This is a genomic window from Bradyrhizobium sp. ISRA442 (assembly GCF_038085055.1).
Lineage (GTDB): Bacteria > Pseudomonadota > Alphaproteobacteria > Rhizobiales > Xanthobacteraceae > Bradyrhizobium.
Map to the genome: position 1 here is coordinate 89,410 of NZ_JALGCN010000021.1, position 21,781 is coordinate 111,190.

At 64.8% G+C, this 21,781-nt stretch carries 25 protein-coding genes and 1 pseudogene; 20 read left to right on the forward strand and 6 right to left on the reverse strand.

Annotated features, from left to right (window positions below):
* The first annotated feature begins 117 nt into the window (after window positions 1-117).
* The 5 genes from MTR72_RS31695 to MTR72_RS31715 are packed head-to-tail and all read left to right on the forward strand — an operon-like array spanning window position 118 to window position 1,309.
* Window positions 118-303, forward strand: coding sequence for a hypothetical protein (locus MTR72_RS31695; protein ID WP_280964513.1), 186 nt, complete (start codon window positions 118-120; stop codon window positions 301-303).
* 14 nt (window positions 304-317) lie between these two features.
* On the forward strand, window positions 318-518 hold the full coding sequence (locus MTR72_RS31700) for a hypothetical protein (protein WP_280964512.1): 201 nt from the start codon (window positions 318-320) through the stop codon (window positions 516-518).
* Between the two features lie 3 nt (window positions 519-521).
* Window positions 522-749 carry a hypothetical protein gene (locus MTR72_RS31705; protein WP_280964511.1) on the forward strand — a complete coding sequence of 76 codons (228 nt, stop codon included), beginning with the start codon at window positions 522-524 and terminating at the stop codon, window positions 747-749.
* A 17-nt stretch (window positions 750-766) separates the two neighbouring features.
* Window positions 767-1,030, forward strand: coding sequence for a hypothetical protein (locus tag MTR72_RS31710; RefSeq protein WP_280964510.1), 264 nt, complete (start codon window positions 767-769; stop codon window positions 1,028-1,030).
* A gap of 33 nt (window positions 1,031-1,063) precedes the next feature.
* On the forward strand, window positions 1,064-1,309 hold the full coding sequence (locus tag MTR72_RS31715; protein WP_280964509.1) for a hypothetical protein: 246 nt from the start codon (window positions 1,064-1,066) through the stop codon (window positions 1,307-1,309).
* 44 nt (window positions 1,310-1,353) lie between these two features.
* Here the strand turns inward: MTR72_RS31715 and MTR72_RS31720 are convergent, their stop codons facing one another.
* Entirely contained in the window at window positions 1,354-2,598 is a 1,245-nt protein-coding gene (locus MTR72_RS31720) for a DUF763 domain-containing protein (RefSeq protein ID WP_280964508.1), read from the reverse strand.
* Window positions 2,599-2,725: 127 nt separating this feature from the next.
* On the opposite strand from MTR72_RS31720, the gene MTR72_RS31725 reads away from it, so the two are divergent.
* Complete coding sequence (locus MTR72_RS31725; protein ID WP_280964507.1) at window positions 2,726-3,868, forward strand: mechanosensitive ion channel family protein; 1,143 nt, start codon at window positions 2,726-2,728, stop codon at window positions 3,866-3,868.
* 14 nt (window positions 3,869-3,882) lie between these two features.
* Here the strand turns inward: MTR72_RS31725 and MTR72_RS31730 are convergent, their stop codons facing one another.
* Both MTR72_RS31730 and MTR72_RS31735 read right to left on the reverse strand, forming a co-directional pair.
* Window positions 3,883-4,689: an ABC transporter substrate-binding protein gene (locus MTR72_RS31730; RefSeq protein WP_280964506.1), complete on the reverse strand. Its 807-nt coding sequence runs from the start codon at window positions 4,687-4,689 to the stop codon at window positions 3,883-3,885.
* 13 nt (window positions 4,690-4,702) lie between these two features.
* Complete coding sequence (locus MTR72_RS31735; protein WP_280964505.1) at window positions 4,703-5,680, reverse strand: tripartite tricarboxylate transporter substrate binding protein; 978 nt, start codon at window positions 5,678-5,680, stop codon at window positions 4,703-4,705.
* Between the two features lie 118 nt (window positions 5,681-5,798).
* Here MTR72_RS31735 and MTR72_RS31740 point away from each other — a divergent pair, with 118 nt between their 5' ends.
* The 8 genes from MTR72_RS31740 (at window position 5,799) to MTR72_RS31775 (ending at window position 13,001) form a co-directional block, all read left to right on the forward strand.
* Window positions 5,799-6,509 carry a TetR/AcrR family transcriptional regulator gene (locus MTR72_RS31740; RefSeq protein WP_280964504.1) on the forward strand — a complete coding sequence of 237 codons (711 nt, stop codon included), beginning with the start codon at window positions 5,799-5,801 and terminating at the stop codon, window positions 6,507-6,509.
* A gap of 72 nt (window positions 6,510-6,581) precedes the next feature.
* Entirely contained in the window at window positions 6,582-7,538 is a 957-nt protein-coding gene (locus tag MTR72_RS31745) for an amidohydrolase family protein (protein ID WP_280964503.1), read from the forward strand.
* Entirely contained in the window at window positions 7,538-8,422 is an 885-nt protein-coding gene (locus MTR72_RS31750; protein ID WP_280964502.1) for an amidohydrolase family protein, read from the forward strand. The genes MTR72_RS31745 and MTR72_RS31750 overlap by 1 nt, the downstream gene beginning before the upstream one ends.
* Window positions 8,419-9,723, forward strand: a complete 1,305-nt coding sequence (gene dctA, locus MTR72_RS31755) for a C4-dicarboxylate transporter DctA (protein ID WP_280964501.1) — start codon at window positions 8,419-8,421, stop codon at window positions 9,721-9,723. The genes MTR72_RS31750 and dctA overlap by 4 nt, the downstream gene beginning before the upstream one ends.
* A gap of 64 nt (window positions 9,724-9,787) precedes the next feature.
* Window positions 9,788-10,501 carry a PIG-L deacetylase family protein gene (locus MTR72_RS31760; RefSeq protein WP_280964500.1) on the forward strand — a complete coding sequence of 238 codons (714 nt, stop codon included), beginning with the start codon at window positions 9,788-9,790 and terminating at the stop codon, window positions 10,499-10,501.
* Window positions 10,498-11,181: a 4-carboxy-4-hydroxy-2-oxoadipate aldolase/oxaloacetate decarboxylase gene (locus tag MTR72_RS31765; protein ID WP_280964499.1), complete on the forward strand. Its 684-nt coding sequence runs from the start codon at window positions 10,498-10,500 to the stop codon at window positions 11,179-11,181. Before MTR72_RS31760 ends, MTR72_RS31765 begins: the two co-directional genes overlap by 4 nt.
* A gap of 30 nt (window positions 11,182-11,211) precedes the next feature.
* Window positions 11,212-12,081 (forward strand): hypothetical protein, encoded by an 870-nt coding sequence (locus MTR72_RS31770; protein WP_341511763.1) that lies wholly within the window; start codon window positions 11,212-11,214, stop codon window positions 12,079-12,081.
* Window positions 12,081-13,001 carry a DUF1932 domain-containing protein gene (locus tag MTR72_RS31775; protein ID WP_445819651.1) on the forward strand — a complete coding sequence of 307 codons (921 nt, stop codon included), beginning with the start codon at window positions 12,081-12,083 and terminating at the stop codon, window positions 12,999-13,001. The genes MTR72_RS31770 and MTR72_RS31775 overlap by 1 nt, the downstream gene beginning before the upstream one ends.
* 32 nt (window positions 13,002-13,033) lie before the next feature.
* Here MTR72_RS31775 and MTR72_RS31780 read toward each other — a convergent pair whose 3' ends face one another.
* Window positions 13,034-14,239: an amidohydrolase family protein gene (locus tag MTR72_RS31780; RefSeq protein WP_280964497.1), complete on the reverse strand. Its 1,206-nt coding sequence runs from the start codon at window positions 14,237-14,239 to the stop codon at window positions 13,034-13,036.
* 72 nt (window positions 14,240-14,311) lie between these two features.
* Window positions 14,312-15,568, reverse strand: a complete 1,257-nt coding sequence (locus tag MTR72_RS31785; protein ID WP_280964496.1) for an amidohydrolase family protein — start codon at window positions 15,566-15,568, stop codon at window positions 14,312-14,314.
* Between the two features lie 99 nt (window positions 15,569-15,667).
* Here MTR72_RS31785 and MTR72_RS31790 point away from each other — a divergent pair.
* Both MTR72_RS31790 and MTR72_RS31795 read left to right on the forward strand, forming a co-directional pair.
* Window positions 15,668-15,817 (forward strand): annotated as a pseudogene (locus MTR72_RS31790) (amidohydrolase family protein); the annotation flags it as partial.
* Window positions 15,818-15,930: 113 nt separating this feature from the next.
* Window positions 15,931-16,839, forward strand: coding sequence for an amino acid ABC transporter substrate-binding protein (locus tag MTR72_RS31795; RefSeq protein ID WP_280964495.1), 909 nt, complete (start codon window positions 15,931-15,933; stop codon window positions 16,837-16,839).
* Window positions 16,840-16,849: 10 nt separating this feature from the next.
* Here the strand turns inward: MTR72_RS31795 and MTR72_RS31800 are convergent, their stop codons facing one another.
* Complete coding sequence (locus tag MTR72_RS31800; RefSeq protein ID WP_280964494.1) at window positions 16,850-18,076, reverse strand: MFS transporter; 1,227 nt, start codon at window positions 18,074-18,076, stop codon at window positions 16,850-16,852.
* A 91-nt stretch (window positions 18,077-18,167) separates the two neighbouring features.
* Here MTR72_RS31800 and MTR72_RS31805 point away from each other — a divergent pair, with 91 nt between their 5' ends.
* From MTR72_RS31805 to MTR72_RS31820, 4 genes are read left to right on the forward strand one after another with little or no spacing between them, the layout of a single operon-like run.
* Entirely contained in the window at window positions 18,168-18,641 is a 474-nt protein-coding gene (locus MTR72_RS31805; protein WP_280971012.1) for a MarR family winged helix-turn-helix transcriptional regulator, read from the forward strand.
* Between the two features lie 2 nt (window positions 18,642-18,643).
* Window positions 18,644-20,695 (forward strand): FUSC family protein, encoded by a 2,052-nt coding sequence (locus tag MTR72_RS31810; RefSeq protein ID WP_280964493.1) that lies wholly within the window; start codon window positions 18,644-18,646, stop codon window positions 20,693-20,695.
* The gene (locus tag MTR72_RS31815; RefSeq protein WP_280964492.1) at window positions 20,692-20,898 is read left to right on the forward strand and encodes a DUF1656 domain-containing protein; all 207 of its coding nucleotides are present in this window, start codon (window positions 20,692-20,694) and stop codon (window positions 20,896-20,898) included. The genes MTR72_RS31810 and MTR72_RS31815 overlap by 4 nt, the downstream gene beginning before the upstream one ends.
* A complete protein-coding gene (locus MTR72_RS31820; RefSeq protein WP_280964491.1) occupies window positions 20,895-21,761 on the forward strand; it encodes an efflux RND transporter periplasmic adaptor subunit in 867 nt (288 codons plus the stop codon). The genes MTR72_RS31815 and MTR72_RS31820 overlap by 4 nt, the downstream gene beginning before the upstream one ends.
* Window positions 21,762-21,781: the final 20 nt, after the last annotated feature.

The window sequence follows — 21,781 nt, forward strand, 5'->3', positions numbered from 1 at the left end:
TGATCGACCAGGAACGGTGCGCGGTGACGGCTGTTGTCCTTGAGACCTCGCAGCGATGAAGGTCGGCACGGGTTCCGTGCTCACCGCGAGCGTCTCATCTTTGCAGGAGGCAGCATCATGACCAGAAAAATGCCACCTGTTCCGCCGGACAACCAGAGCCACAAGGGAACTGGCGACACCAAGCAAATGCCGACCGATCAGACTCGGCATGGCCAACAACGCGCGGAAAATCCGGAGCAGCAGGGGCAACAAGGCAACATCAAGCAGAACACGACCAATCAGGGATACCAGCAAGATCGCTGAGGAAGGTGACGTTCATGTCGACATCCACCAAGACACCGAACAGCATTCGCCAGGGCGGACCCGGCGCATCGCACGAGAATGCGAAGGCGCCGCTCGAGGTCAAGAAGCCGCCGGCTGACGATCCGCAGCGCAGCCACAGCCGGGTCTCCGGCGGCGGTGGCGAGCACGATTCCCATCACCGGCACGATGCGGCCGGCAAGGGCGGAGGCAGGTAAATCATGAGCAGCAAGCAACCGAAACTGTACGCTCCGTCCGGCAAGGATTTGCGCGACAATCCCCTGATCGGCGGATCGAAGGGGGCGTCGATGGCCGGCGCGTCGCCTGACGACGTCGAGGATGCCTTCGGCGAGAACACGATCGAGGGCGACTTCGAGAACGACGTGAACGTTGCCGGTGGCATCGACAAGGACGTCGCGCGCAGCGGCTCGCACCGAAGAGGCCGGTGACAATCGGGAGATATCGGATGCAAGGCAGAAAAACCCACGAACAGCAGGTGCGCATTCTCCAACGCGAACCGGATGTGCCGGATACGCGGCAGCTCGAACAGGCCTCCGGCCACAATCCGCAGGATGCGGCCGTTCATCGCGCCAAGCCGGAGGCGCGACAGAGCGAGTTTCCGGTGAGCCGCGGCGGCCTCAACCAGGAGAGCGACCACAACAAGCACAACAATCCCGGCCAGAGCGGGCACAAGCCGCCCAAACCGACGGCACAACAGCAAAAGCACTGAGTTTCGAGGCGATCATTCAAACAGGAGAGATCGATGCCAGGCGGGAATGGCAGCAAGATGCACTTCAGATCCGGGATGCACGGCAAGAGCGACGGCACCGGCGCGTTCGCCGACGTGCCCAAGGACAAGATCGGCGACAACATGGTCCTGTCCAACCGCGACAAGGCCCAGCACTCGGACATCCGCGGCATGGACGGCAAGTTCATCCAGACCGAGCAGTATCAGGACCACGCGGCCAACCGGCTCGGAGCCGAGGACACGGAGACTGACGAAAGCTGAGGAGAAGGGTCGTTTCCTCCCGACCTTAACTCGCGGACCGGTGCTTAGCCGGTCCGCTTTTTTGTCGAGACGAGATCGCGCTCCCAGCCGAATACGGATCGGCCGTCGAGGTCCGGAGATGCCGCGCGTTCGCCCCCGATGAAAGATTCGACCGAAGGCCCGCGCGCGGTTCGCTCCAGCCGTCGCGCCTGATCGTCGAGGCGCTTGATCGCCTGCATCTCCTCCTCACGCCCGAGCCTCGCGTTCTGGATTGCGCCTTTCAGCACGCGGATGGTTTCGTCATAAACCTTGATCGGGACGGGGTAGGGGTGGCGATCCTTGCCGCCATGGGCGAGCGAAAAGCGCGCGGGGTCCCTGAAGCGGTAGGGCGCGCCGTGCACGACCTCGGCGACCATCGCGAGCGAGCGTACGGTGCGCGCGCCGACGCCGGGCGTCAGCAACAGCTCGGGGAAATCGATCGGGCCGCGCTCGGCTGCTGCTGCGAGCGTGCCGTGCAGGCGCCGTGCGAACACGTCCTTTGGCCGGACATCGTGATGCGAGGGCATGATCAGATGCGGCAGCAGGGCCTGCGCCGGTTCGGTCCCGTTGATCCGCTCGAACTCCGAAACGACGCGGTCGGGGCCGAGATCCGTCAGCAGCTCGAGCTGGGCGGCGCGCGAGGGTTCGGCGCGATGGTCGGTGAGATTGACGATCTCGCCCTGCTCGGGTCCGTCGATCGCGCTGTGCGGGGTATCGACAAAGCTCTTCAGCGCTTCCGAATGCCAGTGATAGCGCCGGGCCTGGCGCTTGTCGCCGTTCATGCCTTGCTGCACCACCGTCCATTTGCCGTCGGCGGTGACGAAGAAGCCGTGAAGATAAAGGTCGAAACCGTCCTGGACCGCGGCGCTGTCGACTTTCGCCACCAGACGGCTGGCGCGGGTCAGTTTCACGCCATCGAAGCCGACGCGCTCGCCGAGCTGCAACAGCTCGTCCGGTGTCCTGCGCGAATGCTGTCCGCGGCCGCCGCAGACATAGACGCCGAGCTCGTCCTGGAGCGGACCGAGCCCGCGCTTCAGCGCCCCGATCACGGAGGTGGTGATGCCGGAGGAGTGCCAGTCCATCCCCATCACCGCGCCGAACGACTGGAACCAGAACGGGTGCGAGAGCCTTTGCAGGAACGCGTCGCGCCCGTAATGGTGCACGATCGCCTGCGTGACGATCGCGCCGAGCGACGCCATGCGGGTCGCAAGCCACGGCGGAACCCGTCCACTGTGCAAGGGAAGATCGGCGCTGCCGGTACGTCGAGTCATGACCGCCCCAAACTAGCGTAGTTCGCCGACGGTTGCACCGAGGGAATACCGCGTTGCATGGGGCGGGGGAGCAGAGGCTGGCTGGGCCGCGTTGAGCGGCAGTTGCGAATGGAATGCGGGGACAGGGATGAATCGGCAGGCTTTGATGGCTGACATCGAGGAGATGCTTGGCGGGGTGCCCTCTTGGGTCATCGGACTCGGCTTGATCGCCGGTGCGGTCGTGCTGGCCTTGTCTGCCTATCGGCTCGCGGTCTGGCTGCTCAATCGCGCGTTCGGGGTGCGTTTCCCTCTCGTGCGCATGTTCGTCGAGCGCACGGCGGGGCCGGCTCGCATGGCACTGTGTCTCGCTGCGGTCGCACTGGTCCTGCCGCTCGCGCCGCTCAACGAGTCGATCCGGACGCCGCTGACGCGCCTGTTCGTGGTGGCTTTCATCGCCCTGATCGGTTGGATATCGACCCGGGTCGTCGACATGAGCGCGGCACGCTATCTCCAGAATTTCCGCGACGTCACGGAAAACTTCATCGCCCGCAAGCACGTTACACAAGTCCGCGTGTTCAAGCGGGTGACCGATACGATTATTGTCATCATCACGGTCTCCACTGCGCTGACCACGTTCGACTCGGTAAGACAGTACGGGGTCAGCCTGTTCGCCTCCGCCGGTGCCGCCGGCATCATCGTCGGTCTTGCCGCCAGGCCCCTGCTCAGCAATTTGATCGCCGGCGTACAGATCGCGATCACCCAGCCGATCCGGATCGAGGACGCAGTAATCATCGAGAATGAGTGGGGCTGGATCGAGGACATCGCCTCGACCTATGTCGTGATCCGGCTGTGGGACTGGCGCCGCATGGTGGTGCCGCTGTCGTATTTCATCGAAAGGCCGTTTCAGAACTGGACGCGCGATACCGCATCGCTGATCGGCGTGATCGCGCTTCATGTCGACTACCGGGCCGACGTGCCGCGCATCCGGCGCTGGCTGGAAGATGCGGTGAAGCAGTCCAAACTCTGGGATGGCTCGGTGGTCAATCTCCAGGTGATCGACGCGGACTCACGCACCATCGAGCTTCGGGCGCTGGTCAGCGCCAGGAACGCGCCACAGTCCTGGGACCTGCGCTGCGAGATCAGAGAGAGGCTCATCGCCTTCATTCGCGACGAGATGCCGGAAGCCCTGCCGCGCGAGCGTGCGATCCTGATCCCGTCAGGCGACGACGACACCGAACTCTGGCGGCGCGCCGTTTCCAAGAAGAACAAGCGGGTCGGCGCCCACAATTAACCCGCGAGCAGGTGCTATTCGCGCGTGGCCTTGCTCGCGCCGCGCAAGCCCGCCTGCTGCTGGATGGCATCCAGCGCGCCGGACGACTGCTCCTCCGTTACGAAGCGGTTGAGCAGGGGGAGCGCCTCCTCGCGCCCCTTCGGAATTGCGATCGCCATGTGCTCCAGGCCCCAATTGCCCTCGAGAATCCGCGCGCCCGGCATCTGGTCGGACATCTCGAACAGCGTCGGCTTGTTGGTCGCGTAGAGATCGATCTCGCCGCGGCCGAACATCGCGATCGCAACCTTGACGCTTTCGGCGGGAACGATGGTCGCATTCTTGAATTTCGCCGGGAGAGTGCGTTCGGAGGTCGAGCCTTTGGTGACGCCGATCTTCACGCCGGGCCGGTCGATGTCGCTGACCGCGTTGATTACCGAGTTCGCCGGAACGAGATAGCCGAGTTCGATCGTCAGTACCGGCTGGCTGAAGCTGACGTCGTTGGCACGGGCCGGCGTGGCGTTGGTCACGGTGAAGTCGACCTGGCCGTCATGAATCGCACTGACGATGTCGGCCACGCGCTGAAACCTGACGTAGTCGACGGCAACGCCGAGCCGCTTCGCCAGCTCGCCTCCGAGATCGTAGCTCAGGCCGTGCGGCTTGCCGCTCGCGTCGGTCACCATCGAAGTCGGACTGCCCGGATAGACGCCGACGCGCAAGCTGCCGCTCGGCGCCAGGATTTTCGCTTCGCCATCGGCCTTCGCGGGAGCGCCGAGCTGGCCTACAAATGCAAGCGCGATCAGGGCCGCGCCTGCAAGGCGCCGCGGATGAGACAAGGTCGTCATGTCAGAGCCCGTCTCATTGCGCGCGAATGTTGGCGGCCTTCAATACCGGCTCCCACTTGATCGCCTCGGCGTGCATGTAGGCGTCAAAATCCTTGGCGGAGGAGCCGACCGGGGCGGCGCCGATCTTGCTGAGCGTCGATTGCACGGCCGGATCCTGCAGCGCCGCCTTCAAGTCGGTCTCGAGCTTTGAGACGATCTCCGGCGGCATCTTCGCAGGGCCAAGGACGCCCCACCAGACGGAGACGTCGTAACCCGGCACGCCGGACTCGGCGACGGTCGGAACATCGGGCAGCGCCTTGGAGCGCTGGGCGGACGTCACGGCGAGCGCGCGCACCGGGCCGCCTTCGAGCTGGCCGATGGCTTCCGCGAGCGGATTGATGCTGAGCGGGATTTCGCCGGCAATGACGGCGGTCAGCGCCGGCGCGCCGCCCTTGTAGGGGATCGCGACGATCTTGGTGCCGGACATGTATTTCAGGAGCTCGCCGGCGAGATGGGCCGAGGTGCCATTGCCGGACATGCCGTAGGAGAGCTTGTCCGGCTCCTTCTTCGCCGCGGCAAGGAGATCGCCAAGCGTCTTGTACGGGCTGTCCTTGGCGACGACGATCGCGAGCGGGGACGAGGCGACCTCGGTGATCGCGGTAAAATCCTTGAACGTGTCGTAGGGCACGCTCGGATAGATGAACTGGTTGAGCGGATGGCCGCTGGCGACCAGGATCAGCGTGTAGCCATCCGGAGCTGCCTGCGTCAGCGCCTGCGAGGCGACGATGCCGCCGGCGCCGGGACGGTTGTCGACCACGGGCTGCTGGCCCCAGGTCTTTGCCAGCGCCTGGCCGAGCGTGCGGGCGAGCACATCGACCGCGCCGCCGGCCGCGTAGGGCACGAGGATGTGGACCGGCTTGCTCGGATAGTTGTCGGCCTGCGCGGCGCTGCCGGCCAGCAGCAAACCGGCACCGAGCAGCAAACCGCCGATCTTCTTGTTCAAACCCAGCATTTTCCCAGCACTCCTTAAGGGCATTTGCGTCCTAGCGGCGGTCTTTTCTAGCCGTCCCGGACGTTGCCCATGGTTTTTGTTGACGAGACCTGATCTTTTGTACGATAGTACAAATCACATGGTACGCAAACCCACAAGCAAGGAAACGGCCCGCAAGCCGAACATGCGCGAGGCGATCCTCGCGGCGGCCGAGGAGCTGTTCGCCACCAACGGCTTCAACGCCGTGTCGGTGCGCGACATCGCACACGCCGCCGGGGCCAATCCCGGCAGCGTGACCTATCATTTCAAGACTAAGGACGGCCTGCTGCTGGAGATCTACCGGCGTCATTGCGGGCCGATGAACCTGCGTCGTTCCGAGCTGTTGGCGGCCGCCAAGCGCGTGCGCGATCTGCAGGACCGGCTCGAGGCGATCGTGCGGGCCTATGTGGTGCCGGCCTTCACCTCGGGCAGCGATCTTGCCGGCGGCGGTGCGCGCTTCACGCGCCTGCGCGCCGTGATGTCGGCCGAAGGCAACGAGGTCGCGCGGCGGATCATCGCGCAGACCTTCGACGACACCAGCCATGCCTTCATCGATGCGATCCACGAGAGCCTGCCCCACATTCCGCGCACCGAGATCGTCTGGCGCAGCCACTTCCTGCTCGGCGCGCTCTATTATTCGCTGGTGACACCGGAGCGCGTCTCGCGCCTGTCGCGCGGCGAGGCCGACGGCAGCGATGCCGCGAGTGCCATCGAGCAGCTCGTGCGGGCCACAGTCGCCGCGTTACAGGCGCCGGCGCTCGATCAGACCGCGCCGGTCCGACGGCGCACGGTCGCAAGCAGCAAGACTTGAAAGAAACCGTCGAGGGGAAGCGCGGGTCGCGTTTCGGCTCGCAAGCGGACCATGTGACTGGGTGTTGAGGACATGAACAGGCGGGAGTGCTTGCATCTATTGACCGGGATCGCCGGCGCCGCTTGGGCGAGTGAGGCGTGCGCGCAAGGCGCCGAGAAGGTGATCCCGACGATCAACCCGCCCGATCCTGATCCCAAGACGCCGTCGTTCAAACTGCCGCCGAAATCCTGCGACGCCCATACCCATATCTTCGGACCCGTAGCCCGCTATCCCTTTGCGCCGAACCGGCCCTACAACACCGCCGACGCACCGCTGGAGGCGTTCCGCAGCGTTCACGAGAAGGTCGGCGTCGAGCGCTGCGTGATCGTCAATGCGACCGTGCACGGCACCGACAATCGCGTCGTCACCGACGCCATCGCGCAGAGCGAGGGCGCCTATAAGGGCATTGCCAACGTCAATGACGAGATGTCCGATCACGAACTCGCGGCGCTGGACAAGGGCGGCATCTGCGGTTGCCGCTTTGCGTTCCTGAAGCGCCTCGGCGGCGTCGGCGACATGGCCAAGTTCCAGCGCATCGTGCATCGCGTTGCCGAACTCGGCTGGCACGTCGACGTCTATTTCGAGCCGGGAACGATCGCCGAATTCGCGCCTATCCTGACCGCGCTGCCGACGCCCTATGTGATCGACCACATGGGAACGGTCCAGGCCGGCAAGGGGCTCGACGATCCCGGCTTTACCGCATTGCTTGACCTTCAGAAGAAGGACGAGAAGTGCTGGGTCAAGATCACCGGCCTCGAGCGCGCCTCCAGCGCCGGCAAGCCGTTCCACGACGCGGTTCCGTTCGCCAAGGCGCTGATCGACAACGCGCCCGATCGCGTGCTGTGGGGCACCGACTGGCCGCATCCCAACGTCAAGGTCATGCCGAATGACGGCGAAATCGTCGACCTGATCCCCCTCTATGCGCGCGATGCGAAAGTCCAGCAGAAGCTGCTGGTCGACAATCCGGCGCGACTATTCAAGTTCACCTGATGACGATGATGTACACGCCGACCATTCCGCCGCCCGATCCGAACACGCGCACGCCGAAGTTCAAGCTGCCAAAACTGTCTTGCGACGCGCATTGCCATATCTTCGGGCCCGGCGCGAAATATCCGTATGCACCGGACCGCTCCTACACGCCGCCCGACGCGCCGCTCGAGGATTTCAGGGCGCTGCATGCCAAGCTCGGCGTGGAGCGCGCCGTCATCGTCAATGCCAGCGTGCACGGCACCGATAATACGGTCGCGCTCGATGCCATTGCGCAGAGCAATGGGGCCTATCGCGCGGTCGCCAATATCGACGACACCATCACCGAGCGGGGCTTGCGTGAGCTGCACGAGGGCGGCTTTCGCGGCTGCCGCTTCAATTTCGTCCGTCATCTCGGCGGCGTTCCCGACAAGCGCGTGTTCGACCGCGTCATCGCCATGGTGGCGCCGCTCGGCTGGCACATCGACCTGCATTTCGATGCGATCGATCTGCCCGAATATGCCGACCTGCTGGCCCGGCTGCCGCTGAGCTACACCATTGATCACATGGGCCGGGTGAAGGCCTCCGACGGGCTCGACCAGCTTCCGTTCAAGGTTCTGATCGAGCTGATGCAGCGCGACGAGAAGTGCTGGGTCAAGATCTGCGGCTCGGAGCGAGTGTCGTCGACTGGTCCGCCGTTCACGGATGCCGTGCCCTTCGCGCGAAAGATCGTCGAGACTGCGCCCGACCGCGTCATCTGGGGCACGGACTGGCCGCATCCCAACGTCAAGGTCATGCCGAACGACGGCGACCTCGTCGACCTGATCCCGCTGTTCGCGCCGGAGGCCGAATTCCAGCAGAAGATCCTTGTCAGCAATCCCGCACGCCTGTTCGGGTTCGACGCATGACGGCGCTTGCGATCGACAAGCCGCGCGGCCGCGCCTGGTGGAAGGAGCTCTGGATCCAGGTGCTCATCGCCATGGCGGCCGGCATCGCGCTTGGGATCGTTAATCCCGAAGCGGGTGCGAAGATGCAGCCGCTCGGCGACGCCTTCATCAAGGCGATCCGGATGCTGATCGCGCCGATCATCTTCTGCACCGTCGTGCACGGCATCGCCCATATGGCAGACATGGCACGTGTGGGGCGCGTCGCCGTCAAGGCCATCGTCTATTTCGAGATCATGACCACGATCGCGCTGGTGATCGGCCTCATCGCCGTCAACCTGCTGAGGCCCGGCGTCGGCATGAACATCGATCCGGCGACCATCAACGCCAGCGCGATCGAGCCTTACGTCAAGCAGACCGGCGCCATCGGCTTCGTGCCGTTCCTGATGAACATTGTGCCGTCGACGTTTATCGGCGCCTTTGCCGAAGGCAACATCCTCCAGGTCCTGTTCATCTCCGTCCTCTGCGGCTTCGCGCTGGTGCAGCTCGGCGAGCGTGCGGCGCCGCTGGTCAATCTGATCGATGTCGCCGCCAAGATGGTGTTTGCCGTCGTCGGCTTCGTGATGTGGGCCGCGCCTATCGGCGCGTTCGGCGCCATCGCGTTTACCGTCGGCAAGTTCGGCGTCGGCTCACTGGCTTCCCTCGGCAAGCTGCTGGGCGGCTTCTATCTGACCTGCGTGGTCTTCATCGTCGTGGCGCTCGGCCCGGTGGCGCGGCTGTGCGGCTTCAGCCTGTTCAAGCTGATCCGCTACATCTGGGAAGAGCTGTTGATCTGCATTGCCACGACCTCCTCGGAAACCGTGCTGCCGCGCATGCTGTCGAAGCTGGAGAAGGCCGGCTGCGAGCGCAGCGTCGTCGGGCTCGTGATCCCGACCGGCTATTCCTTCAACCTCGACGGCACCTGCCTTTACCTCGCCGCCGCCTCGGTGTTCCTGGCGCAGGCGACCAACACGCCGTTCGGGCTCGCCGAACAGATCGAGTTGCTTTTGATCCTGCTCGTCACCTCGAAGGGCGCGGCGGGGATCGCGGGGGCCGCGTTCGTCGTGCTGGCGGCGACGCTCTCGGCCACCGGCACCATTCCCGTTGCCAGCGTCGCGCTCGTGCTCGGCATCCATCGCCTGATGTCACAGGGGCTGACGCCGACCAATCTGATCGGGAACGCGGTTGCGACCATCGCGATTGCCAAATGGGAGGGCGCGCTCGACCGCGAGCGCTTGCAGCGCGTGCTCGACGGAGAGGAACCTGCAGTCGCCGCGGCCCGATGAACCTGCTGCCTGCCCAAAGCAGGGAGCCTATGATGCCAAGGAATGAAAGAGGGGAGTTTGTCCCATGAAGACAGGTCTCGTGATCACCGCCCATCCGGGCGACTTCGTCTGGCGCGCCGGCGGCGCCATCGCGCTGCACGCCAAGAAGGGCTACCGGATGAAGATCGTCTGCATGTCCTTCGGCGAGCGCGGTGAGAGCCAGTTTGCCTGGAAGGAGAAGGGTGCGACGCTGGAATCGGTCAAGGCCGGCCGCAAGGACGAGGCTGAGCGGGCGGCCAAACTGCTCGGCGCGGAGATCGAGTTCTTCGACTGCGGGGACTATCCGCTGAAGCTCAACGAGACGCATTTCGATCGCATGGTCGACATCTACCGCGAGCTCAATCCGAGCTTCGTGCTGACGCACGCGCTGGAAGACCCCTATAATTTCGATCATCCGAGCGCGGCGCATTTCGCGCAGGAGACCCGCGTCGTGGCGCAGGCCATGGGTCACAAGCCCGGCGCGCAGTACAAATACGCAGCGCCGCCGGTCTTCCTGTTCGAGCCGCATCAGCCGGAGATGTGCAACTTCAAGCCGAACCTGATCCTCAAGATCGACGAGGTCTGGAAAGAGAAGTACGAGGCGTTCCAGATCCTCGCCGCGCAAAAGCATCTCTGGGGCTATTACGAGCGCGTCGCGCTCAACCGCGGCATCCAGGGCAGCCGCAACACCGGCGTGCCCATGACCTATGGCGAGGCCTATCAGCGCCTGTTCCCGACCGTCGAGGAGGTCCTGGCATGAAGCCGGTCGTCGTTCGTAACATCGAGCGCGCTGATCCCGCCGGAATGGCGGAGTACGGCGTCTCCACCGTGCACGAGGCCTACGGACGCTTCGGTCTGATGAAGCCTTATCTTCGGCCGGTCTGGCCGGGCGCGGCGATTGCCGGCCCCGCCGTCACCGTGCTGGCGCAGCCCGGCGACAACTGGATGATCCATGTCGCCGTCGAGCAGTGCAGGAAGGGCGACGTTCTCGTCGTCGGCTGCACCACCGACAATACCGACGGCATGTTCGGCGAATTGCTCGCGACCTCGCTCCAGGCGCGCGGCGTGCAGGGGCTGATCATCGATGCCGGCTGCCGCGACGTCAAAGCGCTGCACGAGATGAAGTTTCCCGTGTGGTCGCGCGCCGTTTCGGCCAAGGGCACGGTCAAGGCCACGCTCGGCTCGGTCAATGTTCCCGTGGTCTGCGCCGGCGTCAACGTCGAACCCGGCGACATCGTCGTGGCCGATGATGACGGCGTCGTGGTGGTGCCGAAGCGCTACGCGGCCGAAGTCGCCGAAAAGGCGAAGAGGCGGGACGCCGACGAGGGCGGCAAGCGCAAGCGCCTCGCCTCGGGTGAGCTCGGCCTCGACATGTACAACATGCGCGAGGCTCTGGCGAAAGCCGGGCTCGTCTATGTCGACAATCCCGAGGATGCCTGAGCGGCTAGGCAAGAGAAGCGGAGCGGACGGATGGATCGTCTCAAGCTTAAGGCCGTGCTCGGCAGTCACGCGCATGTCAAGGCGGTGAGGAGCGGCGAGCTCCGCTCCGACCGCTTCGATCTCGACTTCATCGAGTACACGCCGACCAACACGGCGTTCAAGCCGATGGTGCGCGAGCAGGCGTTCGACGTCTGCGAGATGGCGATCGTCACCTATCTGATGGCGAAGGCGCACGGCAAGCCGCTGGTGCTGCTGCCCGCGACCATGTTAGGCCGCTTCCAACATTCGTACGCACTGTACAATCCGGAGCGCGGAATGCTCGGGCCTTCCGACCTCGATGGCAAGCGCGTCGGCATCCGCTCGTTCACGACGACGACGGGCGCCTGGATCAGGGGCATCCTCGCCAACGACTACGGCGTCAACCTCGACAGCATCCGTTGGGTGACGTTCGAGGATCCGCATGTCGCCGAATATGTCGACACCACGGAGCGGACGCCGAAGGACAAGAAGATCCTGCAGATGCTGCTCGATGGCGAGCTCGACGCCGTTCTCGGCGAGACCTCGAACGATCCGCGCCTCAAGCCGCTATTCCCTGATCCGGCTGCGGAGGCCGCGAAGTGGTACGCGCGCCGGGGCGTCGTTCCGGTCAACCATCTCGTGGTCGTGACCGAGCGGCTCGCAAAATCGCACCCGGACGTCGTCGCAGGGATCTATGATCTTCTCAAGCAGAGCAAGACGCAGATCGGACCCGCCGCGGTGCCCGATCTCGTTCCGTTCGGGGTCGAGGCCAATCGCAAGCCGCTGGAGCTGATCATCGACTACGCGTTCCAGCAGGCGCTGATCCCGCATCGCCTTGCCGTCGACGAGCTCTTTGACGACACCACTGGAAGGCTGAACTGATGACGGATCCGAGGCGATGGCAGATTGGGCTGGTCGGCTACGGGGAGGTCGGCAGGATCCTCGCCGAGGATCTGCGCCAGCAGGGCATCAAGGTCTCAGCCTATGACATCAAGCTCGGCGGCGAGCAGGGCGTGCCGCTCAGGGATCATGCAGCGAAATTCGGCGTGACGCTTGCAAGTTCGCATGCCGAGCTGACCGCGAAATCGGACTTCATCGTCTCCGCCGTCACGGCAAGTCAGGCCGTTCCGGTGGCCAAGGCGTGCGCTGCCGCGGTCAACCAGGGCACCTGGTTCCTCGATTTCAACTCGGCTTCGCCCGGCGCCAAGCAGTGCGCAGCCGCGCTGATCGATGGCGCCGGCGGGCGCTATGTCGAGGGCGCGGTGATGACCTCGGTGCCGCCCTATCGCATCAAGGTACCGCTTTTGCTCGGCGGCCCCGGCGCGAAGGAGCTGGAGCCGCTGCTGAATGCGATCGGTTTTGCGGCCAAGGTCGCGAGCGACAAACTTGGCGTTTCATCGGCGGTCAAGATGTGCCGTAGCATTATGATCAAGGGCCTGGAGGCCATGGTCATCGAGAGCTTTACGACTGCGCGCGCCTATGGCGTCGAGGATGCCGTGCTGGCTTCGCTGGCCGAGACCTTTCCCGGCATCAATTGGGAGAAGCAGGGCGCCTATTTCTTCCAGCGCGTGATCGAGCACGGTCGCCGCCGCGCTGAGGAGGTGCGGGAAGTTGCCGAGACCGTGCGCGAGGCGGGGCTGACCCCATGGTCGGCGCAGGGCACCGCCGAGCGACAAGCCTGGGTCGCCGATCTTGCCGACGAAGGTCTGTTCGGCATGAAAGGAACACAGGAGTTCGCCCGCAGCGCCGATTGGCGTACCGAGGCGGACCGCATCCTGGCGAAGATCGAGCGAAAGACGTGACGCGCCTCAACGCCCTGCCGTTAGCCCGACCGTCACTTGCGCTTCCCGACAATCTTACCGTTCGATGCGACGAGCTTGCCTTCCTTGTAGACGGAGCGCGGCTGCGGCGAAGCGACGACCGCCTCGGGGACGTGCTCCGCATTCAACGTCACGAAATCGGCCTTGGCGCCGACCTTCAGGCCATAGCCTTCGAGCCGTAGCGCTCTTGCGCCGGCTTCGGTGACGAGATCGAAGGCGAGGCGCAGCTCTTCGTCGATATTGAACCCCGAGCGATATCCGATCGTTGCCGCGCGGCGCAGCATGTCGCCGTCGCCATATGGCCACCAGGAATCGCGAATGTTGTCGTTGCCGCTGAAGACGGTCACGCCGGCCCTGCGCAGGGTAAGGACCGGCGGGAAGGGACGAGCCCCCGGCGCATTCGTCATGATGGCGACGCCGGAGCGGGCGAGGGTGTCGGCGATCTTCTTAAGATGATCGGGCGTGATGTCGCCGAGCCCGTAGGCATGGCTGACGGCAACATGGCCCTCCATGCCGAGTGCGCGCGTGCGCGCCGCAATCTGCTCGATCTCGAAAGCGCCCAGCGTGCCGCTGTCGTGCAGGTGAATGTCGACATCGACGCCGTGCTTCCCCGCCACGCCGAAGACGACATCGAGATGCTTCTCGACGTCGCGGTCGAAGCTTGCGGGATCGAGCCCACCGACGACGTTGGCGCCGAGCCCGACGGCCTCGTCCAGCAATTGCGGCGTCCCGGGGCTCGCCAGAATGCCGCTCTGCGGAAAGGCGACGAGCTGGATGTCGATCAGGCCCCGGTATTCCTCGCGCACGCGCAAAATCGTCTCGAGTGACTTCAGGCCGACTGAGCCGTCGACCATGACATGGCTGCGCATTTGCGTGGAGCCGTGCCCGATGCAGAGGTCGAGCTGATTGCGGGCGCGAACGTCCATTGGAGCCGCGTCCGCCATATTCTGGGCCTGAAAGGCCACGCGCTCGCGCACGTCGAAGCCGTTGGTGCATGGCTTGTGCGGCCGCCAGGCGTCGCCATAGAAACTGGTATCGAGATGGATATGACCCTCGACGAAGCCGGGGACGACCAAGGCATTGCCGAGGTCGACCGTCTCCGTCGCGGCGGGATGATCGTTGGCGGTCGTGATCGCGGCGATGCGGCCACTCTCGACCGCGATGTGATGCGTGGTGCCGCCGTCGAAGCGGGCATTCAGGAAGATCGTGTCAAAGGCCATCCTGTTCGTCCTCATTTTGTCGATCGCTGCAATAGTCGCGCGGCCTTGGCTGCTGCGCAATGCGCCTCGCAATCAGGCGCAGCGGCTCGGGCCGGAGGGACCAAACAGGATCACCTGGGGCCGCTCAAACGTCTTCCGGCCGTTCTTGAACCCCATCACGATGTCCGGAAGCTCGGCGATGGCGAAGCTGCTATCCTGTGTATCGAGCACGACGAGGTCGGCGGGATTGCCGAGCTTGATGCCGTAGTCCGTCAGATTCATCAGGCGCGCGGGCAGCTCGGTGACGAGATCGAGACACGTATCGAAGTCGGCGACGGATGCGTGCGCGACATTGGCGTAGAAATTCGCCATCCGCAGCAGCGAGGCATCGCCGAACGGCGTGAAAGGGTTGAGCACGTTGTTGGTTGCGACCGAGCACACGACGCCGTCGCCCGCGAGTTTGTGAGCGAGCGTCAGTCCGCGCGGCGCGTTGTGGCTGGCCTCGCGCCCCATCAGGTAGAGATCGGTGGCCGGGAGCACGGTGACGGCGACACCGGCTTTCGCCAATTGTGCGGTGGCCGATCTCAGACGTTCCGGCGGCAGCGCCGAGAGCTTTGTGGCATGGCCGATCGCAACGCGCCCCCCGTAGTTGCGCCGCTCGGTCTGCCGGCAGACTTCGTCGAGGTGCCACCAGGATGGATCGAGATCGAAGTCGAGATGAAGGTCGACATCGACGTCGAACTCCTGGGCAAGATCGAAGATGCGTTCGAGATGCGTGTTTGGGTCGGCGTCGGTATAGGGGCAGCCGCCGATAACCTCGCCACCGTCGCGCAGCGCCTGGATCAAGAGCTCCTCGGTGCCGGGATCGTTGGTCAGGCCCTCCTGCGGAAAGACGCAGAGCGAAAGATCGAGTGCCCAGGCGTAGTCGCGCTTGAGCGCCTTCACCGCCTCGAAGCTGCGCAAGGAAATGCGCGGATCGATCTCGACATGCGTGCGCATGCGCGTCGTGCCATGCACGATCGCGCGCTCGATCACCTTGGCGCCGCGCGCATAGACATCCTCGGCGGTGAAGTCGCGCTTCATCGCCGATACGGCGCGGATGGCATCGCCGAGACTGCCATGATCGTGCCCGCAGCGGCCGAGCAGGCAGGCCTTGTCGAGATGGATATGGGTATCGACGAAGCCGGGCAGCGCGATCCGGCCGCCGACATCGATTTCGACGGCCTCGCAGGCGAGCCTGGGCGCAATGGCGGCGATCCGGCCGCTCTTCACGCCGATATCGACCGGCGCGGCGGATGATCGCAACAGGGCGTTGCGGAAGATCAGGTCGAGAGGGGGCTCGGTGGTCATGGAGTCGGATTTAGGTGGGGCAGCCTAGTGCAGGCTGCGCGTGAAGGCAGCACCAGATTGTGTGCAATCATATCGCAGAATTGTCCAAAAAACATGCATGCAGTGCGCTGGCTCCGCGACATCGGCCTTCTCTCGGAGCGGCTGACGCTCGCACATTGCATTCACGCGCGCCCTGATGAGCTTGAGATGATCGCGGCCTCGGGCGCGCGCATCGTCACCAATTTCAGCTCGAACATACATAGAAAATCGCGATAGCTGGTAGACGTAACCTCGTCTGGCGATTGTCCCGGTGCTGGGCTATCACCTCCGTGCCCGCGCTTCGATACCATGGCGCGAGTCCATGCCCCCTTTAGGAGCAATCGATGCGATTACCCACCGTTGTCCTGGCCGTGACATGTCTTGTGAGCGCCGCCTCGGCCGAAGACCTTTCGGGCACGCTCCAGAAGGTCAAGGAGACGAAGAAGATCACGCTCGGCTACCAGGAGGCGTCCGTTCCCTTCAGCTATCTCGACGGCAACCAGAAGCCGGTCGGCTTTGCCATGGATATCTGCCTCAAGATCGTGGATGCCGTGAAGAAGCAGCTCGGCATGCCCGACATCGCGGTGGACACCATCGCGGTGACGTCGTCGAACCGCATTCCGCTGATGGTCAACGGCACTCTCGATCTGCACTGCTCGGCGACCACCAACAACGCCGATCGACAGAAACAGGTGGCTTTCACCAACACGCATTTCCTGAGCGCAACGCGGTTCGCCGCCAAGAAGGCTGCAAAGATCAACACCATCGACGATCTCAAGGGCAAGTCGGTCACGGCGGTGGCGGGATCGGTCAACCTGACGCAACTCGCCAAGGTCAACACCGAGCGCAATCTCGGCATCAACATCCTGCCGGCCAAGGACCAGGCCGAGGCCTTCCTGATGCTGGAGACCGACCGCGCACAGGCCTACGCGCTGGACGACGTGCAGCTTGCGGTCGCCATCGCCCGGTCGAAGGAGCCGGCGCTGTTCATGATCAGCGAGGAAACCTTCTCCAAGCCGGAGCCGTACGGGATCATGCTGCGCAGGGAGGACGCTCCGTTCAAGGCGCTGGCCGATCGCGCAACCGCAGAACTCTATGCGAGCCCCGAGATCGAGGTGCTCTACAAGAAGTGGCTGCAATCGCCGACGCCACCGAACGGCCTCAACTACAATGTCCCGATGTCGCCGTCCCTACGCAACGCCTTCAAGAAGCCGAGCTCGAGCTTCGATCCGGACGTGTACGCGGTGAACTGAGGCAGGAGCGCTAGCGTGTCCGCGGGGTGTCGAGCAACTGTCCCGCGAGCGCAGCGCCAATCGCCGCGATCGCGGCCATCCCCAGCGCCCAGGCGACGAAGAGCCGATGGCCGATCAGCGCGCCGCTCACGAGAGGGGCGCTGATATTTGCGCCCGACATCAAGGATTGATTGAGGCCCATGATCATGCCCTGGCGGTTGATCGCGGTGCTGCGCGACAATTCTGCCGTCAGCGTGCTGCGGGCGAACATGGTGCCGACGATGATCAGCGTCAGCTCGATCGCGAGCAGGCCGATGCTGCTCGCCGCCGCAAGGCCGGCAAATCCAAGCCCCATGCCGGCGAAGGCAGCGATGACGAGGCTGCGGTCGGAAGCGATCAGGTTCGCGCGGGTGATCAGAAGGCCCTGAACGACCATGTTGATGAAGCCGGCATAGGCGAACATCCAGCCGAGCTCGCGCGCGCCGAAGGGATGTCCGTCCCAGGTGAACCGCGCCGACAGGAACAGGCCGATCTGCGACAGGAACATCGAGTTGACGAAGAAGAACACGATGAGCAGGCCGAGCAGGCGCCAGGCGTAGCGCACGCCGAGCACGGAGCGGGTTAGCGTCGGCTCGGGCACACGGTGCTGATAGAGCGGCTCGGAGGCCGGATGGTCCGGCGGAAGCAGGGCGATCGTCGCGAGAATGCTGATCAAGGAGAGCGCGGCTGCGGCCCATACCGGCGCAGTTTCCCCGTAGTGGACGAGGAGGCTCGACAGCGCAGGACCGACCAGCAGCCCCGTTCCGATCGCGCCGCTGGTCATGCCAAGCGCCTGCTTGCGCGTTGCGGGCGGGCTGTGCTCGGCGGCATAGGCGTGGGCGACCGAAATGTTGCCTGAGGTCAAGCCGTCGATGATGCGCGCCAAAAACACCAGCGTCAGGTTGCCGGCGAGCGCGAGCAGGACGAAGCCGACGAAGGTCCCGATCTGGCTCACGACCAGAACGTTCCGGCGGCCATAGCGGTCCGAGAGCATGCCGACCACGGGGCCGGCGATGAGCTGGCAGACGGCATAGGCCGAGATCAGCGCGCCGATCATGAATGGCGTGGCGCCGAGCCGCTGCGAATAGAACGGCAGCAGCGGCAGAATGATGCCCATCCCCGTGGCATCCACGGCCACGACGACGAAGGTCGGGACGAGCGTCAGCGCGCTTTCGCCCGCAACCGCCTCCCGCGCCGCTGCCGTGGAACTCGCGTCCATACCGTGCTGCCTCGTTCGCTTTCGCGTGATCGTCCGACCTATGCTGCGCTATATAGTTGCAAGCTAATAGTTCGTGTCCTATCTAATTTGCATGGCTCCCTCGCAGGCTCATATCCACGCCGAGATCGGCCGGCTGATCACGCGCCTCGGCCGTGTCTGGCGCCGCGAGTCGGACCAGGCGCTGTCCGATCACGGCCTGTCCTATGCGACCGCGATTCCGCTGCTGGTGCTGTCACGCCAGGGCGAAAACGTCCGGCAGGGCGTACTCGCCGACGAATTGGGCATCGAGGGACCTTCGCTGGTCCGCCTGATCGACCTGCTCGAGGCTGAAGGGCTGGTGGAGCGCCGCGAGGATCCGACCGATCGGCGTGCCAAAACGCTACATCTCACGAAGGCGGGCGAGGCCAAGGTGGAGGAGACCAACCGGGTGCTGCGCCGGGTGCGGGCGAGCCTGTTGAAAGATATCGGAGCCGAGGAACTTGCGGTAACCTTCGAGACACTCCAGCGCATCGAGCAGCGGGCCAATCGCCTGTATGCCGCGAAGACCGTTCCAGAGGCAAAATAGCCATGCGCGCGGAAGAGCCGTTCCTGGTCCGCCACGCGGACCTCATTTTTGCTTTGAAGACGTTCGCTGCGTCGATGCTGGCGCTCGTCATTGCCCTGGCGATGGATCTGCCGCGGCCCTATTGGGCGATGGCGACCGTCTACATCACATCCCAGCCGCTGGCGGGGGCGACCAGCTCGAAAGCGTTCTTCCGCGTGATGGGGACGCTGGTCGGCGCGACGATGACGGTCGCGCTGGTGCCCAATCTCATCGATGCCCCCGAACTCCTGTGCCTGGCGATCGCGCTCTGGGTCGGGCTCTGTCTTTATCTGTCGCTGCTCGACGGCACGCCACGCAGCTATGTCTTCATGCTGGCCGGGTACACGGTCGCGCTGATCGGCTTCCCCTCCGTATCCGAGCCCGGCAACATCTTTGATACGGCCGTGGCGCGGGTCGAGGAAATCTCGCTCGGCATCATCTGCGCCAGCCTCGTCTCCACCATCGTCTTCCCGCGCAGCGTCGCGCCTGCCGTAGCTGGCCGTGTCGATGCCTGGCTATCGGATGCACGCCGCCTCAGCCAGGTCGTGCTGCTGCGTCAAGGCACCGGCGATACGCGCCGCGGCAGCCGCCTCAAGCTCGCGACCGACATCGTCGAGATCGACACGCTCTCGACCCATCTCGCCTATGACCGGCTGACCGACAGCAACGCCGTGCGTGGTCTCGGCGAGATCCGCCTGCGCATGCTGATGCTGCTGCCGGTGATCGCCTCGCTCGAGGACCGGCTGGCCGCGCTCGGGGAGGAGGCGTTGCGCCGGCAACCCGAGTTGAGGCAACTTCTCGAAGATCTGGCGCAATGGATCACCAGCGACGTCAGTGCACGGCAACCGGCCGATCGGATCCGCGCGAAGATCGCCGAGCGGCAGGCGGTTCTCGATGACAGCGCATCCTGGGAGCGGATCATCACCACCAGTCTGTTGTCGCGGCTGCGGGAACTGGTCGACCTCTCGCGCGACTGCCGTGCGCTGAGCGAGGCGATCGCGGAAAGCCGCAACATTTCCACCGTCGATCTGGCCTTCCATTCCGAGGCCGGAGCCGCTGCCGTGCGTCATCGGGATCGCGGCTTGGCCCTGTGGTCGGCGGCCGGTGCGGCCATCGCCATCCTGATCTGCTGCGCGTTCTGGATCGGGACCGGTTGGCCGGACGGCGCGTCAGCGCCGATGATGGCCGCGGTCGCCTGCTCGTTCTTCGCTGCGCAGGACGAGCCCGCACGCTTCATCCGCAGCTTCGGCCTGTGGTCGCTGGTCGCCATCGTGGTCGTCGCGATCTATCTGTTCGCACTGGTGCCCGCGATCTCCCATCTCGAGGTTCTGGTCATCGCGCTGGCGCCGACCTTCCTGCTCTATGGCTTCTTGATCGCACGGCCGGCGACGGCGGGAACCGGCATGGCGCTCGCGGCCAATACCGCGACGTTGCTCGCGCTGCAGTCGACCTACAGCGCGGATTTCGCCTCTTACGCCAATTCCGCCGTTGCTTTCTTCGTCGGCGTGGTCTTCGCCGAGCTCGTGACCCGGATCGCGCGTGGCGTGGGCGCGGAATGGATCGCCAATCGTCTCGTGCTGTCGAGCTGGAAGACGCTCGCGGTCGCCGCTGAACGTCGCGGCAGGCGTGACCGCGCCGAATTCGCAGGCCTGATGCTGCATCGGCTCGGGCTGCTCGTGCAGCGCATCGCCTTTCTCTCCGAGAGCGACCGCCGCGACGCCGACAGCCTGGCCCAGCTTCGCATCGGGATCAACATTATCGACCTGCGGCGCGCCCGCTATGGGCTTGCGGCCTCCACCATTCACGTCATCGACGACATGCTCGATCAGCTCGCCATCGCCTGCCGCAGCTATGCGGGCCGCGGAATGCCGGCCGAGCTGCTGACGAGCGTCGATCGGGCCTTGGCCCGGGCGGTGAAGGACCCCAATGACAAGGCGCGCGAAGATGCCCTGATCGGCCTCGTCGGCATCCGGCGCGGCCTGTTTCCGGATGCGCCGGCGTATCGGCCGCGCGCAGGGGAGAGTGTAGCGGCATGAGATATCAGATTGACATCTACGGTGTGCTCGTGCCCGCGCTGCTGGTGTGGATCATCATCGCCTATGTGCTGAGCGCCTTGCTTCGCCGGCTCATGCAGCGCTTCGACCTCTACCGGCTGGTCTGGCATCGCGCGCTGTTTGATTTCGCGCTGTTCGTCTGCCTGCTCGGCGGCGTCGTCTATCTCTCGGAGTATCTCGCATGAAAGGGAATCTTGGCTGGCTCGGCCGCCTCGCGCTGACCGTGATTGTCGTCATCGCGGCGCTCGCCGTCGGCCGCGAGCTTTGGGTCTATTACATGGAATCGCCCTGGACGCGCGACGGCCGCGTGCGCGCCGACGTGGTCCAGGTCGCGCCGGACGTATCCGGCTTCGTCACGGAGGTGCTGGTCAAGGACAACCAGAAGGTCCGCCGCGGCGACGTCCTGTTCCGGATCGATCGCGAGCGTTTCGCGCTGGCTTTGCGACAGGCGGGCGCTGCGGTCGCCGGTCATCAGGCGACTCTCGATCAGGCCAACGCCGACCTGAAGCGCTACAGCGCGCTGACGACCGATGCGGTGTCGCAACAGAAGCAGGAGCAGGTGCTGGCCACGCAGCTCCAGGCCAAGGCGGCGTTCGATCAGGCCGTCGCCGACCGCGCCGTCGCTCAGCTCAATCTCGATCGCAGCGAGGTCCGCGCCTCCGTCAACGGCGTGATCACCAATATGGACCTGAGGCCGGGGGCTTACGTCACGGCCGGCAAGGGCGTGATGGCGCTGGTCGACACCGACACGCTTCATGTCGAAGGCTATTTCGAGGAGACCAAGCTCGCGCGCATCCGCGTCGGCGACAAGGCGCAGATCCGCCTGATGGGCGAGAAGGTCACGCTCACCGGCCATGTCGAGAGCATCGCCGCCGGCATCGAGGACCGCGACCGCGCCGAAGGCGCGAGCCTGCTCGCCAACGTCAACCCGACGTTCAGTTGGGTACGTCTCGCCCAGCGTGTCCCCGTGCGCATCGCGCTGGATAATGTCCCGGGCAACTTGTCGCTCGTCGCCGGCCGCTCGGCGACGGTAGAGGTATTGGATTAACGCGACTGCGCAGCGATAGC